This is a genomic window from Pseudoalteromonas sp. P1-25, from assembly GCF_001401805.1.
Taxonomy (GTDB): domain Bacteria; phylum Pseudomonadota; class Gammaproteobacteria; order Enterobacterales; family Alteromonadaceae; genus Pseudoalteromonas.
The window spans coordinates 56598-71858 of the sequence record NZ_LKDW01000025.1; the positions used below are offsets into that span (position 1 = coordinate 56598).

Consider the following 15261-nt stretch of genomic DNA (forward strand, 5'->3'; position numbering starts at 1 on the left):
ACTTTAGGGTACTAATTTTGATTGATTTATATACTATTTATTAAGAGTTTGATTATAATCACTTAGCGGTTTTTTTAAGTGAGTTTAGGTATGGTGCGGATTGGTAAATTAACAGTGTTGTTCTTTTGCATTTTGTTTAGCCCGCTAGTACATGCATACCCACTAAATACTGATAAAATTACGCTAAAAGATGATGACCTGTGGCGTCCTGTCACAGCATTTAATACCACACCTTCTGCTCAACAAGTCATTACATCATATAAAAACAGTTCTGAAATAAGCACTCTGCTCGGTAAAAGTGGCGCTGTAGTGACAAAAGTGGCACTAAATAGCCCCGCCACTGGTGATTGGTATGTGCTTCCTCAGGCCAATTTTATCGATGTTGGCCTAGCCTTTTGGCAAACCGAACAGGGGGATATAGTTAAGCTTGCTGATTTTTCGCAGACTCATGTAAACCAACAGGCCATTTTAATGCATGGTCAGGCATTTAAACTGCCCTTTTTTGAACCAAGCAAGGGCTATTTGTGGATATATTTAGAAGCCAAACATTACCCTACCCCAGTTGATCTGACTATTTTAGATGAGGGTGCATTTTTACATCATCAATTTTATATAAACTCAATAAGCCTTATTGCTATTTCAGTCATGCTTACTTTAGCAATATTGGCCTTGGTAATGTTTTTAAATGTAAAACAAAAAGTGGCCTTATTTTGTGCTGGCTATGTTGGTTTACATGGCTTTGGTTGGGCGTTTGCCTCAGGTGCTGTCAATGCAGTTTACGCCAGTCCCACTTTTAATAAACATTACTTAGGTATGTATTTATTCGCCTTTGCTGTGAGTTGCGCTGGCGCATTTACCTACTACCTATTTAACTTTTATAAAGAAAAAACAAACAAGCTGACACGCGCATTAAAATACTTCTCTATTACTGCCTTTGTATGTGGCGTTTGCAGTCTATTAATGCCCTTTTATGTGGTGTTTTATACCGCGCATTTTTTAGCAGCAATATGGGTTACGCTTAGTTTAACTACCGGGTTTGCTATGCTTAGCCTGAACGATTTTAGAGCCAAGTACTTTTTATTTGGCAATGTGCTCTATAGCCTCTCATTAGTAGTCTACGTTGCGTTTCATTTTAATTTAATAAATGCAACATCAGCAGAAATCTTTGTGCTGATCGCTTTAGCAATAGATTGCGTGTGTATATTATTATCTTTATCTGAGTGGCTGAAGTTAAAGCATCAAGCGTTTAATACCTTATTGTATGAATCTCGCTTTGACCCTCTAACCCAAGTTGGCAACCGATTATTATTAGATGATGAGCTGGTTAAACTTGCACATAGTGCTTACATCATTGTGTTTATAGATTGTGATGGAATAAAAAAAATAAACGATGGGCTTGGGCACGCCAAAGGGGATGCGTTTTTAATTAATGCAGCAAAATTAATGACACACCATTTAGCGCAAGACGGCACTGTATTTAGAACCGGGGGCGATGAATTTATTTGGTTATGTAAAGTCAAAAACAAATCACACCTCCCCCAGCTTAAAACCACGCTCACCCAAAAGCTCAAAGCATTACATAACACTATACAGCGTCAATGGCCGCAATCAGGTATTAGTTATGGCATAGCATCAAGCGATGAATGCCAAAACCATACCGAGTGTTTAACCTTAGCGGATCAGCGTATGTATAACTTAAAATCAGCCCATAAACTCAAAGTATGCTGAGTTAATAGTGTGCACTTTTAGGCTTGTTACTTACCATAGTGTATTTAGATCATTAACCGTGTTAAGTACACTCGTGTATCCACCAGTAACTACGTACCATTGTGTTGGATTTAGATAATAAACATGATTTTTTTGCCAAGCGTTGGAATTTTTTATAAAAGGTGAACTAGTTAATGCTTGCTTAATATTACTTTGTTCTGCGGTTGCTAGCCCTCTGTCGAGTATAAATAACCAATCAGGTTTTTTTTCTATGTATGCTTTTGTAAGGGTTGCAGCATGTTTGGCTTTTTGTGCTTTAGTTTGCTTTTTATTTGCTTTACTGTCGGTTTGTTTATTAATTTTACCAACGCTTGGAATACCTAACAGGTCATACACCATACCAAACCTATCGCCAGGTAAATGTGCAATAAACACATCTTTTACGGTAAATAAAACTAGCCCCGCACCTTTACTTTTTGCTTTAGCCTGCAAAGTTAGGATTTTACTGTTTAGCTTTTCCCACAGTGACTTTGCTTGTTGTTTTTTATCAAAAATACTGCCCAGTAATAAAACATTTCTTTTAACGCTAGGCACAAAGCTATCGGCATTAACGGTTAAATCAATAGTTGGCGCAATACCCGATAATTTATCAAGGGCCTTACGGCTTCGGCCACCCACAATAATAAGGTCAGGTTTTATATCTTTGAGCTTTGCATAGTCGGGTTTAAATAAACTACCCGCTATTGCTTTATCAGAGGTGTTATAACCTGCCAAATAATCTGGGAACACGCCCTTAGCTACAGCGGTTACTTCAACATCAAGCGCTGTTATGGTATCGAGTACACCTAAATCAAAAACAACCACTTTTTTAGGTTTTTGTTTTATAACAACAGGCTTCTTTCCTGCATGCTCTATTGTTAAAGGGTAGTTGGCAAAACTTGCCACTGAATAAAAGCCGAACACTAAAATTATAAGTATATTTAAAAATTGACCGTACATTATTACTATTTCCTTTTGTGTAAGTATAGGTAATTGGTAGGCCATGCTATCACGCACACCCAAAAATGATAATGAGTCGTATTTGTTTTATTGGGTATAAAAGCGGTTTTTTGCGTTGCAGTTTCTAGAACACTAAGACACTTCTTCGCGTTTGTGAGGGTCTGTTGATCTTTGCGGACTAAAATTTGTTTAAACTAGGGGCTATTTAATCACAGTGCGATTTTTGTAACATGATGGATTAAGCAAAAGCCGAATTACTAAGAGTAAATAGTCCCCAGGGAGACCCTTTGGGCAGCGGCTGTTTGGCGTTAATACGACGTTAGCGCCTATTTATAGGGAATAACGAGATAGGCTCGACTTTGCCTAAATACCAAACAGACTGATGAGAAGTTAACTTAAAAGCTCAACATACTCTAATTACTATTACATACTTTGGCATATTTCAGTGTTCCAGGCTTTAGGTAAATTACCTTTAATATGATCTATAAAGGCGCGTTGCTTTTTCGCTAATTTACCAAATGGGTAACATAGCCAAATAGGCAGTGGATCCGCTACCCAGTCGTTTAAACAACGCTCAAAACACCCAGGGTGAGCATTGAGCCGCATGCTGGCTTGCCACAGTGGTAATAAACCCAGCCCATGCCCATGGCTTATTGCATCCCCCTGTAACACGAGCTGATCAGACTGAATACGTGATGAAGGTACCGGCACACTTAATGTTGTCCCACGCTGATCAGTCATCACTAGCTGCTCGCTTTTATTCCCAAGTAATTGAAGCCATTGTGTGTTTATCAAATCTTCCGGTGATTGTGGGTAGCCGTTACGGCTAAAATACTCTTTACTACCAAATACTCCTTGCCATAACATGCAGAGTTTTTCTTGGCGTTGGCTGGTCTCTGGGAGAGAGCCCATACAAAGTAAAATATGATCTCGCCACTGATTTGAATTTGCCTTTATATCTGTTTTTAAAGTCACGCTCACATCAGGAAAGCGCGTTAAAAACTGAGCAACCACATCGCCTAGCCAACCTCTTAATAAACCATTATCAACATACACAACCACCTCGCCTTGTATCTTTTCATCGAGTGTAGCTAGTTCATGTTTGGCCTCATTAGCAATGCGAAGTATTTGCTCGCAATAACTATAAAAGCGCAGCCCTGCCTCCGTAGGGACTAAGCTTTTAGGCATTCTTTTTAATAAAGTATAACCTGTATCTTGCTCTAAATTTTTTAGGTGTCGGCTAAGAGTTGATTTAGATAACTGAAGCGTTTTTGCAGAACTTGATAAACTGCCCGAACTAACAACAGACACAAAACTATGTAATTCTTTAAACTGTAACACTATAACCTCCTGCAACGTTTGAAATAAAAAACAGGCTTATACCTACAGTTAAACCTGTTTGTCATAAACAAACGAGTGCAATGTGTTGCGGCTTTTGCAACACATTGTTCCATTCAATTTTCTTTACATGATAACAATAAGAATTATCATTTGCACTTTATAAATAAAGGTCTACACGTAAAGGAGAACATTTTAATGTGCAACCGCTCATTGTTTAAGCAAGCACCATTGACCTGTAAAAAGTTGCCTTTGGCTATTTTTGTCCCTTTAGCCATGGGAGCTTCGGCCACAGAAAATAACAACGAAATGGAAACAATGGTTGTAACAGCAACCGGTTACCAACAAAAAATTATAGACGCCCCTGCTTCTATCTCGGTCATATTACAAGAAGAGTTACGTAAACAGTCTTATACCACTGTGGTGGATGCTGTTCGCGATATACCCGGCGTATACGTCAGTGGTGGCGGTAATATGCAAGATATTAGTATTCGTGGTATGGATGATCAGTACACCCTATACCTTGTTGATGGCCGCCCTATTTCAGCGGGTCGCTCTGTCAATACCAACGGTGCCGATGGAGGCAAACAAATTGGTATTCCACCGCTTGCAATGATTGAGCGTGTAGAAGTTATTCGCGGCCCTATGTCATCGCTTTATGGCTCAGAGGCAATGGGGGGTGTAATTAATATTATTACCCGTGCAGCCCCTCAACACTGGTCAGGCAGTTTGGCGGCCAGTTATACCTCATCGATGAATGATGTAAGTAATGATGAGTACAATAGTGACTTTTATCTGGGCGGCGCTTTAATAAAAGACGTATTAGGCGTTGAGCTTACAGGGTCTTTACAGCATACCGATGAAAGTGGTTATTCAGGCGGTGGAGACTCTGCTGCAAGCCGCCCTGATTCGGATACAACGCAATTAGGTGTAAAATTTAATTGGGCTGTAAATGCTAAAAACCGAATGAGCTTAGCTTACAATACATCAAACATTGATTTTAAGCATACGCCAGGTGAGTCTATTGCGGCTGATGCCGAAGGGTCTCAATACGAATATGAGAAGCAAATGTATGTAGTTACTCATAATGGTAATTATGGCAAGCTAACTACAAATACGTATCTTCAGCAAGACTTATCGGAACGTGTTCAAAATGAAGATAAAAAAGAAGAAGTGATCACGCTAAATAGTTCGGCAACTTACGCAGGCGATAAGCACATTTATACTGTTGGCGCACGCTATAAAACAGAAGAGCTCGTTGATGAAACCAACGGTTTACTTGATGCTAATGTTGCTATTGCAAGTGACACGGTAGATCGGTGGATTGGTGCTTTATTCACAGAGGTTGAGTGGAACTTTATTGACGACTTAGCCATAACAACAGGCTTAAGATACGATAACGATGAACAATTTGGCTCGCATTGGTCACCCCGCCTGTATGCCAACTGGCATACCACTAATAATTTTACTATTAAGGGCGGTGTTTCTACCGGGTATACGCAACCTTCACTCTCTCAAGCCACAGCTGGCTTTGGACGCGGTACTGGTGGCGGCGGGTCGCCTAATTTATCTGCAGATGGGACATCAATTTCACGTGCCTTGATCATAGGTAATCCTGATCTAGAGCCTGAAACCAGCGTAAACTACGAAGTAGGTTTTATTTATAACGACCCCAAAGTAGGTCTATCCACTAGCTTAACGCTTTATCAGACAAACTTTGATGATAAAATTGCAGAAGATAGATACTGTGTTAGCGAAAATATTGATAGGAATGACTTTGAAAACTACCAATGTGAATTCAGCGGCAATACCTATCAGTTTTTAAGTACGCAAAAAAATATCTCAAAAGCGCAGATGCAAGGGTTAGAAGCAACGATAAGCTACCGTATTAACCAAAGTTTACGTGTTAAAGGCGACTATTCTTACACTGATTCTGAGCAAAAAACAGGTGACTTTGCAGGCGAGCCTTTAAATAAAATACCAAAGCAAATGGCTAACATTAGCTTAAATTGGGATGCCAGTGATACTGTAAATTTATGGAGCCGTGTAAATTATCGTGGCGAAACAACCGACTACTTAAGTCGTACCAGCCTAAGTGATGGCACTCCGGGTTACACCATGATGGATATAGGTGCTCGTTATTGGATTACTGATGACTTAAAACTCATGGCTGGCTTATATAACGTAACAGACCGTGTAGTTACCAACGAGACTTATGGCGTTGTATTAGATGGTAGAAGGCTTACTCTAAGCTTTAACTATGACTTTTAATACACTCTAATTTAATAGGGGCGTTTAACACGCTCCTATCTTCCCTATTTTGCCAATTTATTTAAATAACCTTACAAATCCCTATCCACGTTGATTCATTATAAAACTTGCCATTAATGGCTTTGATAACCTACCGCCCCTTATGCAGCATTTAATTAAATTACATGAAATTTATTAAACGGCTAAACAGTACAAAAAAAATAAGAACAAAGTTATACTGGCGCTAATTTGTCTGGCGAATAAAGCTATAAGTAATACGATTAAATTACCCCAATTAGGAGTTGTACATGGAACATATTATTTCGGGCGTGGCTAAGTTTCAAAAAGAAGTTTACCCATCAAAAAAAGCAGCGTTTCAAAAACTAGCCAATGGTCAAAACCCAGAAGTGTTATTTATCACCTGTGCCGACTCACGTATCGACCCTAACTTAGTAACTCAAACCGAACCCGGTGAATTATTTATTTGCCGTAACGCGGGCAATATTATCCCGCCGCACAGTAATCAAACCGGTGGCATGACTGCCTCAATTGAATTTGCAGTGGCAGCGCTGGGCGTATCACACATTATTATTTGTGGACACTCAGACTGTGGAGCAATGAAAGGCGCTATAAATACTGAGGGGTTATCAAGCTTGCCGCACGTAAAAGAGTGGCTTGGTCACAGCCGCGTAGCAACAGAAGTTGTAAAAGAAAAATGCGGTTGCGCAGAGCTAAATAATAACGACCACCTAGGCTTGGTAATCGAAGAGAACGTAGTACAACAGTTACAGCATATAAAAACACACCCTGCTGTGGCTGCAAAAATTGCAACTGGTCAAATTAAGCTACACGGCTGGGTATATGATATTGAATCTGCAGAAATTAAAACCTACGATGAAGCAACAGGCAGCTTTAAACCTGTTGAAGATACCGATGTAGAAACCCTGGCAAAGCAAAGTAAGTAAGCCGCTTTACAGTATTAATACGCCTAGTGTTTTTTATCTCAAAATAACATTAGGCGTATTTTTTTATTCATACCCTAAACGTCTCCCCCGTTATTAGTTAACAGCACAAAATGCACTTTTTTGACTACTTAGCACGTCGTAACCTCTTTATTTGCACTTCTATAGTGCTAGCACCGCACCAAAACCACTCAAATATGTGTAAATAAAACCATTCAAAAGCAGTGTAGCTCTTAAAAAACAAACACTTATAAAATTGGTCGTATTTTTGCTTACAAGATAACCATACTGTTCGTTATTAAAACGACACACATTTAGGTTGTTATGACCACAGGCAAAGAAGCCCGCTCGCAGTTACATTAACTTGTATCTGTGGCGGGCTTTTTTGTTTTAAATTAAACCGTCATTGAGGGGATACCAATGCAAACACCAACAAAAATACTCATTATTGGTAATGGGATGGTTGGGCACCATTTTGTAGAGCAAATGCGCCAAAGCGACGCTAATGCACACATTACCGTACTGTGCGGGGAAGCAAATTTAGCATATGACCGTGTTTACTTATCCAGCGTATTTGATGGTAAAACAGCCGCCGATTTAGCCCTCACCACCTTTGATAATTACCAGCAGTTAAATATAAATGTACATACTAATCAGTGGGTTAATGAAATAGATAAAACAAACAAAGTAGTTAACACTCAAACTGGTGATACGTTTAGTTACGATAAGCTTATTTTAGCAACAGGGTCATACCCGTTTGTACCGCCTATTAAAGGGAATGACCAACCCCATTGCTTGGTTTACCGTACCCTAGAGGATTTAGAGCAAATAAAAGCAAGCGCCGCTCAAAGTAAAAGTGGCGTAGTGATAGGTGGCGGTTTATTAGGACTTGAAGCGGCCAATGCAATTAAGCAACTTGGACTTGATACACATGTTGTTGAATTTGCACCGCAACTTATGGCAGTCCAACTCGACTCTCAAGGTGGCACGCTGTTAAAAAATAAAATAGAAAAGCTGGGCGTGAGCGTGCATACCGCTAAGGTCACCAGCGAAATAGTAAAAGGCGAAACAAGCCGTTACAGACTAAATTTTTCAGATAGCACGTTTTTAGAAACCGACTTAATTTTGTTCTCGGCCGGTATTCGCCCTTACGATGAGCTAGGTAAAGTAGCCGAGCTAGAACTAGGAGAGCGCGGCGGTATTGTAATTAATAACCAATGCCAAACATCAGACCCTGATATTTATGCCATTGGTGAGTGCGCCCTTTGGGATAAAAAACTTTTTGGTTTAGTAGCACCTGGCTACAACATGGCCCGCGTTGCAGCAAGTCAACTCACAGGCGGCAACCTTGAGTTTTTAGGCGCCGATATGAGCACAAAATTAAAGCTCCTTGGTGTAGAGGTAGGTTCTATTGGCGATGCGCACGCTAAAACCCCCGATTGCAAAGTGCTCATTTATCAAGATCCTATTCGTGATTGTTATAAAAAAATTATTTTAAATGAGGCCGGCAATAAGTTATTAGGCGCAGTACTTGTTGGCGATACTAGCGATTACGACACACTGTTGCAGTACATGTTAAACGACATGGAATTACCCGCACACCCTGAGTGCCTCATTTTACCTGACAGCGAAGGCGCACCTGTTTTAGCTGGGAATGCCCTGCCCGATACCGCCACCATTTGTTCATGCCACAATGTAAGTAAAGGCGATATAGTGGGTGCCATTGATAGCGGCTCATGCGATTTATCTGCAGTTAAAGCGTGCACCAAAGCCGCCAGTGGCTGTGGCGGCTGTACCGCGTTATTAAAATCGGTAGTCGACAGTGAGCTTGAAAGCCGTGGCGTTGAAGTAAATAACCATGTGTGTGAGCATTTTGCTTATTCACGCCAAGAGCTACTGCATATAGTAAAAGTAGAAAGCATTAAAACCTTTGATGATTTACTCACTAAGCATGGCAGCGGTCATCACGGCTGTGAAATATGTAAACCCGCAGTGGCTTCTATTTTAGCCTCAACATGGAACGACTTTATTTTAGAGCCTGCTCATGTTGGCCTGCAAGACACTAACGACACTTACCTAGCTAATATGCAAAAAGATGGCTCCTACTCAGTAGTGCCTCGTATTGCTGGTGGTGAAATTACCCCCGACAAACTCATTGTTATTGGCCAAGTGGCCAAAGACTTTAATCTGTATTGTAAAGTCACCGGTGGGCAGCGTATTGATTTATTTGGTGCACGCCTTGAAGAGCTCCCTATTATTTGGGAAAGACTTATAGCCGCAGGTTTTGAAACAGGCCATGCGTATGGTAAATCGCTCAGAACGGTTAAATCGTGTGTTGGCAGTACGTGGTGTCGCTATGGTGTACAAGACAGTGTTGGCCACGCAATAGCGATTGAAGACCGCTACAAAGGATTACGCGCACCGCATAAAATTAAAATGGCCGTTTCCGGCTGTACTCGCGAATGTGCTGAGGCACAAAGCAAAGATATAGGCGTAATAGCGACCGAAAATGGCTGGAACTTATACGTGTGTGGTAATGGCGGTATGCGCCCACGCCATGCTGATTTATTTGCGACCGATTTAGATACCGACACACTCATTAAATACATTGACCGTGTGCTCATGTTTTACATTAAAACCGCCGATAAGCTACAGCGCACCTCAGTGTGGTTGGAAAATTTAGAGGGCGGGTTAGATTATTTAAAAAGCGTAGTAATAGACGACAGCTTAGGTATTTGCCACGAACTTGAAACGCAAATGACGTTTATAACTAAAACTTATGCCTGCGAATGGAAAAAAGCAGTCGAAAGTCCTGAGGCCTCAAAACGGTTCCGCCAATTTATTAATAGCCCAGATGCCGATAGCAATATTTTATTTGTACAAGAGCGCAACCAAATTCGCCCTGCTACTGAGTCTGAAAAACGTAACCAACAAAATTCAACAAACCGTATCCCCGTAATGGAAATTGAGCAGGAGCAAGCTGATGTATTGGCATAAAATTGGAACAACCGATGACCTAGTTGCTAATAGTGGCGTATGCGCATTAGTAAACAACCAGCAAGTGGCCATATTTTATGTTCCACAAAATAGTGAGCCTGTGTTAGCCATTAGCAACTACGACCCGATAGGCAAAGCCAATGTACTATCGCGCGGTATTATTGGCTCTATTGATGGCAAATTAGTAGTGGCCTCCCCTTTGTATAAGCAACATTTTTGTTTAAATACTGGCGAATGCCTAGAAGCAGAGGCAATACAGCTCCCCGTATTTGAAGCCAAAATAGACAATGGCAATGTCTTTGTTAGTGCTGAGCCAAAAGCCATTACAGCATTAGCATGAGGAGCATAAAATGAGTGTTCTTTCATATTTTTCAGGTATTGAAAGCCCATGGCTAAACAAATTTGTTAATAAGCTAACTCAAAATACAAAGCACAAAGCTGAACACCCAAAAAGCGGCCACGTGTATTTAATAGGAGCAGGCCCGGGCGATGCTGAGCTTATAACGGTTAAAGCGCAGCGCCATATTGCAGCAGCCGACGTGGTATTGTACGACAGCTTAGTAAGCGAAGCGCTTTTAAATACCATACCTAAACATGCACAGCGTGTATATGTAGGTAAACGCGCTGGTAAACATTCTATGCCCCAAGCTACCATAAGTGCCCTATTAGTAAAATATGCACAACAAGGGTGTAAAGTTGTTCGTTTAAAAGGGGGTGATCCGAGTATTTTTGCGCGCATCAATGAAGAGGCGAGCGCCCTAACAGAGCATAATATTAATTTTGCTATTATACCTGGCGTTACCACAGCCTGTGCTGCCTCAGCGTATACCGGTATCCCCCTTACCGCCCGCGATGTAGCCCGAAGTGTTACGTTTTTAACGGCACAATTTGCCGATCCTAATAAACTCCCTAATTGGCACAATTACAGCTATGTGCAAAACGCCAATAATCCTACATTAGTTGTCTATATGGGATTAGCACGATTAAGCGCATTAAGCGCGGGCTTGCTATCAGTTGGCTGGCCTAAAACAACCCCTATCGCACTAATAGAAAATGCGACAACGAATAAACAAAAGATAATAACCAGCACGCTTGAGCATATTGTCAGTGAAGGTGCAGTTCATACATTAACAGGCCCTACGCTCATTATGATAGGCGAGGTAATAAATCATAAAATGGCTGTTAGCCCAGAGCTGCTTAAGTATAGCGAGGTATAAATTCCCCCTCTGGTGTTTGCTCTGTGTAGTTTACAGAGTAAACACTTTTTTTTCTTATTTTACAAAGGACGCAATGGGGTGCATAAATCACAAATTTTGCACCAAAAAGGTTTATTACTGTATTAAATACACAACAGTTAATAGGCAAATACATAAAAACAATGGCTTTAAGAGACTGTTTTAATTTAGTTTTAAATTCAATCAATGCATTTTTAAATGTTTGGAACAGTGGTTGCACTTTAAAAACAAAAAAGTGCGGAATAAGTCCTATGTTATCGAGCAATCCTCTCACAAAACAGTTTTTATTAGCAGCAAAATACCAAGAGATTCATGCCTTAAAACAGCTTCAAAAAAGCTGTGCATCACTTACTAAACTGGGCGATTTTATACATCAGTTACAAAAAGAGCGCGGCATGAGCAATATTTATCTCGCCTCAAACCGCAAGCGTTTTACTTCGCAGCTAAAGCAACAGATTAGCTTAACAGAACAAACGCAAACACTGTTTTACCAGTCAATAAAAACGACTTTTATTACCGATAACGCCGACACAGGCCACACCCGTTTATACAATTTAATTACCCATAGTTTGCAATCGTTAGATGCGCTACCAAACCTTAGAGTGCAAATAGCAAATCAAAAAGTGAGTCCTGTGCATGCTACGCAATCATACACACAGCTTATATCGTATTTACTTAATATTATTTTAGAAGCCGCCGATGGCGCAAGCGACCCGCGCGTTACTCGCTTGCTTGTTGCCTACTTTAACTTTATGCAAGGTAAAGAATATGCTGGGCAAGAACGTGCATGTGGCGCGCAAGCGTTTGCATCAAGTAAGTTTACTGTAGAGCAAAAACAACAGCTTGCGCATTTTGTTCAACAACAGCACCACAGCTTTACGTTTTTTAACGAGTACGCCGACGACCATGTATTAAAATGCTACCGATCTTTAACTGATCACCCCGTCAATAAACAGGTAGATCAGCTGAGGGGGCTTTTACAAAATTTAGATGACGAAAACGCGCAGCCGCTCTCTCAACTTAGTGAAGTGTGGTACGAGGTGACAACAACGCGCATAGATATTATGCATAAGATTGAGCAAAACCTCAGTGACTACCTTATTGACTCTGCAGCTATGCAAATAGCTCAGGCACAGCGAACTTTAAATTCAAACAAACAGGTTATAAGCAGCCTTGAAGAGCAATACATGCCAATTACTGATGGCCAACTCGCGTTTAAGCAAAGCACACCTCAAAATACCGCCGCCAATAAACTCAATAGTAATAAAAGTATGTACGACTTAATCATGGAGCAAAGCCAGCATATTAAGCAAATAAATCAGGCTTTAGTTGATGCTAAACGAGTAATAACAGAACAAAAAATAATACATCAAGCAAAGTATATTTTAATTGAACAGTTAAGCCTTAGCGAAGAGCAAGCTCATAAAAAATTACAACAGCAAGCAATGAACTCGCACTGCTCGCTTTATAATATTGCACAAAAAATTGTAGAGCTAAGCGATTAAAATCGGGCGTGTGGTTAGCGCCCAAAACCGCCTTAAAGTAAGGGTTTTAAAAAGCGGTTTTTACGCGGTAAGTAATAATCGTCGTAATCAAGCGACACAATAATGCGCTCTGCTTTGCCAAGTAGTTCGCTGCGAGGAATTAAACCAATAACACGCGAGTCAGCACTGTGGTCGCGGTTATCACCCATTGCTAAATAATAATCATCTGGAATGGTTATTTCATTAAAACCCGATAGCTGCGAAGGCGTATGCGCAACACGAATCGTGTGCTTATGACCATTTAAGTCTTCTATTTTATCTAAAGAATCAATATTGCTTTGCAAATTATTGTAATTAACTTTAACGCCATTAATGACAAGCTCGTTATTGTAAAGCGCAACAGTATCGCCAGGTACACCAATTACGCGTTTAATTAACCGATTTTCTGCAGCTTGTGAATCAAATACAATAATATCGCCTGTTTTTGGGTCGGCTAATTTTACTAAAGGTATATGCGTAAACGGAATGCGAATATCGTAGGCCATTTTATCAGTTAATATTCTATCGCCTTCTAAAATAGTGGGTTTCATCGAGCCTGTCGGTACTTCATACCAATCGGCAACCGCGCTTCTAAACACGCTCATAAGCGCAATAAATAAAATTAACGAACGGTTATTTTTCCAAAATTTATAAAGTGCCTTCATACCTAGTCCCTACCTATCATAAGTACTGGTATGACTCGCTTAATACCAAGCAGTTCCATGAACAATGTAACAAAAAGTGTGTGGAACTTAAGGCAAGATTACCAAGGCTTATGCCTTGGTAATGAGTAACTTGTAGGGCTTATTGCTGGTTTAGCTTATCTTTCGCTTCTTTTACCTTTTCAAAGTCTAAGCCTAGCTCGTCGGTAGCCTCTTTAATTAAATGCGGTTGAGTCATTACCACCGCCATTAATTGCTGTAGTTTTTCAGGTGGGATACCAAGCTCTTGCACTAGTGCCATAGCCATCATTGGGTTTTGCGTAAAGGCTTCGAATAGTGCTTTTACTTTTTCGTCGCTTACGTTGTGCTCTTTAAGTATTGCTAGTATTGGATTCATTATTAACCTTATGTGTTTTTTATAGGGCTTAGTATATGGGCTAAACCCTAAAATTAAAGAGTTACTCTACCAGTAGTACCACTTTACCTGCATTTTCATTACGCTCTAATATTGCGTGCGCTTCGCTTGCATCGCTCCACGGTAGTGTTTTATACACGTTAAACTCGTACTTTCTAGTTGCAATATCATTGTAAAAACGCGCGACTAAATCATCGCGTAATTGGCGTTTAAACTCAATGCTCCGGTTTCTAAGTGTTGAGGCATGAAACGAAGTACGTTTGCGTAACAACGCTGCAAAATCAACCTCAGCAAAACGCCCATCTAAAAAAGCAAGCATAATAATTTGGCAATCCATGGCGGCAATAGCCGCATTTTTATTTAAATAACTGCCCGAAACAGGATCTATAATTACATTTGCTGAAAGCTCATTTGCTTGCATATATTCTACAAAGTCAGTTGTTTTGTAGTTAATGGCATGATCGGCGCCAAGCGCTTTTGCATGTTGGCATTTTTCATCTGAGCCGGCAGTAATCACCACCGTTGCACCTGCACTTTTAGCCATTTGAATAGCCGCCCCACCTACTCCACTTGCCCCTGCATGAATAAGCGCTGTTTGGCTTTGTTGTAATTTACCAAGTTCAAAAAGGGCGCCAAATGCTGTTAGGTATACTTCGCTAATGGCAGCACCTTCTACCATGGTTAGCTCATCAGGTAATGCCATTAATTGTTTGGCATCTATAGCTACGTACTCGCTGTAAGCCCCGCCTGCGCACAAGCTAAAAATACGTTTATGAAGCCAGCTTTTATCCACTTCACTGCCAAGCTCAACCACTGTGCCTGCACACTCTAAACCTAAAATGGGGCTATCCCCAGCTGGCGCTGGATATTTACCTTGGCGCTGCATGCAATCAGCGCGATTTACACCTATAGCAGATACTTTTACTAGCACTTCGTGACTTTTTAAAACCGGTTTATCGGTTTCACTAAATGCTAGGGTGCCATCCTCATGAGAAATATATTTCATTAATGCTCCGTATTTAACTTTTTAATTAGGGCCTGTTAACCTTTCAGGATTAAAATTTGTTCAATCTAGGGGCCATTTAATCGCGGCGCGAGGTTTGTAACCTAGTGGGCTAAGTAAAAACCGAGCAAAGCTTCCGCGTCCTGCTCACGCCCCTTACCTACATCCAT

General features: G+C 40.6%; 12 protein-coding genes. 7 read left to right on the plus strand and 5 right to left on the minus strand.

Annotation, left to right across the window (positions count from 1 at the left end):
• Positions 1 to 78: 78 nt before the first annotated feature.
• Positions 79 to 1728: a diguanylate cyclase gene (locus AN393_RS14720; protein WP_152968287.1), complete on the plus strand. Its 1650-nt coding sequence runs from the start codon at positions 79 to 81 to the stop codon at positions 1726 to 1728.
• 30 nt (positions 1729 to 1758) lie between these two features.
• Here the strand turns inward: AN393_RS14720 and AN393_RS14725 are convergent, their stop codons facing one another.
• Entirely contained in the window at positions 1759 to 2706 is a 948-nt protein-coding gene (locus tag AN393_RS14725; protein ID WP_055018498.1) for a siderophore ABC transporter substrate-binding protein, read from the minus strand.
• A gap of 423 nt (positions 2707 to 3129) precedes the next feature.
• A complete protein-coding gene (locus tag AN393_RS14730; protein WP_004586768.1) occupies positions 3130 to 4047 on the minus strand; it encodes a LysR family transcriptional regulator in 918 nt (305 codons plus the stop codon).
• Positions 4048 to 4242: 195 nt separating this feature from the next.
• Between AN393_RS14730 and AN393_RS14735 the strand changes: the two genes are divergently transcribed.
• The 6 genes from AN393_RS14735 to AN393_RS14765 all read left to right on the plus strand — a co-directional run bounded on the left by AN393_RS14735 (position 4243) and on the right by AN393_RS14765 (position 12993).
• A complete protein-coding gene (locus AN393_RS14735; protein ID WP_055014360.1) occupies positions 4243 to 6315 on the plus strand; it encodes a TonB-dependent receptor domain-containing protein in 2073 nt (690 codons plus the stop codon).
• Between the two features lie 287 nt (positions 6316 to 6602).
• Complete coding sequence (locus tag AN393_RS14740) at positions 6603 to 7259, plus strand: carbonic anhydrase (RefSeq protein WP_055014361.1); 657 nt, start codon at positions 6603 to 6605, stop codon at positions 7257 to 7259.
• A gap of 417 nt (positions 7260 to 7676) precedes the next feature.
• Positions 7677 to 10253 (plus strand): nitrite reductase large subunit NirB, encoded by a 2577-nt coding sequence (nirB, locus tag AN393_RS14745; protein ID WP_055018499.1) that lies wholly within the window; start codon positions 7677 to 7679, stop codon positions 10251 to 10253.
• Positions 10240 to 10593: a nitrite reductase small subunit NirD gene (nirD, locus tag AN393_RS14750; RefSeq protein WP_024033472.1), complete on the plus strand. Its 354-nt coding sequence runs from the start codon at positions 10240 to 10242 to the stop codon at positions 10591 to 10593. The genes nirB and nirD overlap by 14 nt, the downstream gene beginning before the upstream one ends.
• A gap of 10 nt (positions 10594 to 10603) precedes the next feature.
• Positions 10604 to 11470 carry a uroporphyrinogen-III C-methyltransferase gene (cobA, locus tag AN393_RS14755; protein ID WP_055018500.1) on the plus strand — a complete coding sequence of 289 codons (867 nt, stop codon included), beginning with the start codon at positions 10604 to 10606 and terminating at the stop codon, positions 11468 to 11470.
• 269 nt (positions 11471 to 11739) lie between these two features.
• On the plus strand, positions 11740 to 12993 hold the full coding sequence (locus tag AN393_RS14765) for a nitrate regulatory protein (protein WP_055018502.1): 1254 nt from the start codon (positions 11740 to 11742) through the stop codon (positions 12991 to 12993).
• A gap of 32 nt (positions 12994 to 13025) precedes the next feature.
• Here the strand turns inward: AN393_RS14765 and lepB are convergent, their stop codons facing one another.
• From lepB to AN393_RS14780, 3 genes are all read right to left on the minus strand, one after another.
• Positions 13026 to 13676 (minus strand): signal peptidase I, encoded by a 651-nt coding sequence (gene lepB / locus AN393_RS14770; RefSeq protein ID WP_055018503.1) that lies wholly within the window; start codon positions 13674 to 13676, stop codon positions 13026 to 13028.
• Between the two features lie 139 nt (positions 13677 to 13815).
• Entirely contained in the window at positions 13816 to 14070 is a 255-nt protein-coding gene (locus tag AN393_RS14775; protein WP_004586776.1) for a DUF2999 family protein, read from the minus strand.
• A gap of 61 nt (positions 14071 to 14131) precedes the next feature.
• Positions 14132 to 15094 carry a zinc-binding dehydrogenase gene (locus AN393_RS14780; protein WP_055018504.1) on the minus strand — a complete coding sequence of 321 codons (963 nt, stop codon included), beginning with the start codon at positions 15092 to 15094 and terminating at the stop codon, positions 14132 to 14134.
• Positions 15095 to 15261: the final 167 nt, after the last annotated feature.

Bases quoted from the DNA above. Each gene is read 5' to 3' on its own strand.
- cobA (WP_055018500.1), top strand. From the start codon at position 10,604: ATGAGTGTTCTTTCATATTTTTCAGGTATTGAAAGCCCATGGCTAAAC.
- AN393_RS14765 (WP_055018502.1), top strand. From the start codon at position 11,740: ATGTTATCGAGCAATCCTCTCACAAAACAGTTTTTATTAGCAGCAAAA.
- AN393_RS14725 (WP_055018498.1), bottom strand. From the start codon at position 2,706: ATGTACGGTCAATTTTTAAATATACTTATAATTTTAGTGTTCGGCTTT.
- nirB (WP_055018499.1), top strand. From the start codon at position 7,677: ATGCAAACACCAACAAAAATACTCATTATTGGTAATGGGATGGTTGGG.
- AN393_RS14740 (WP_055014361.1), top strand. From the start codon at position 6,603: ATGGAACATATTATTTCGGGCGTGGCTAAGTTTCAAAAAGAAGTTTAC.
- nirD (WP_024033472.1), top strand. From the start codon at position 10,240: ATGTATTGGCATAAAATTGGAACAACCGATGACCTAGTTGCTAATAGT.
- AN393_RS14780 (WP_055018504.1), bottom strand. From the start codon at position 15,094: ATGAAATATATTTCTCATGAGGATGGCACCCTAGCATTTAGTGAAACC.
- AN393_RS14775 (WP_004586776.1), bottom strand. From the start codon at position 14,070: ATGAATCCAATACTAGCAATACTTAAAGAGCACAACGTAAGCGACGAA.
- AN393_RS14735 (WP_055014360.1), top strand. From the start codon at position 4,243: ATGTGCAACCGCTCATTGTTTAAGCAAGCACCATTGACCTGTAAAAAG.
- lepB (WP_055018503.1), bottom strand. From the start codon at position 13,676: ATGAAGGCACTTTATAAATTTTGGAAAAATAACCGTTCGTTAATTTTA.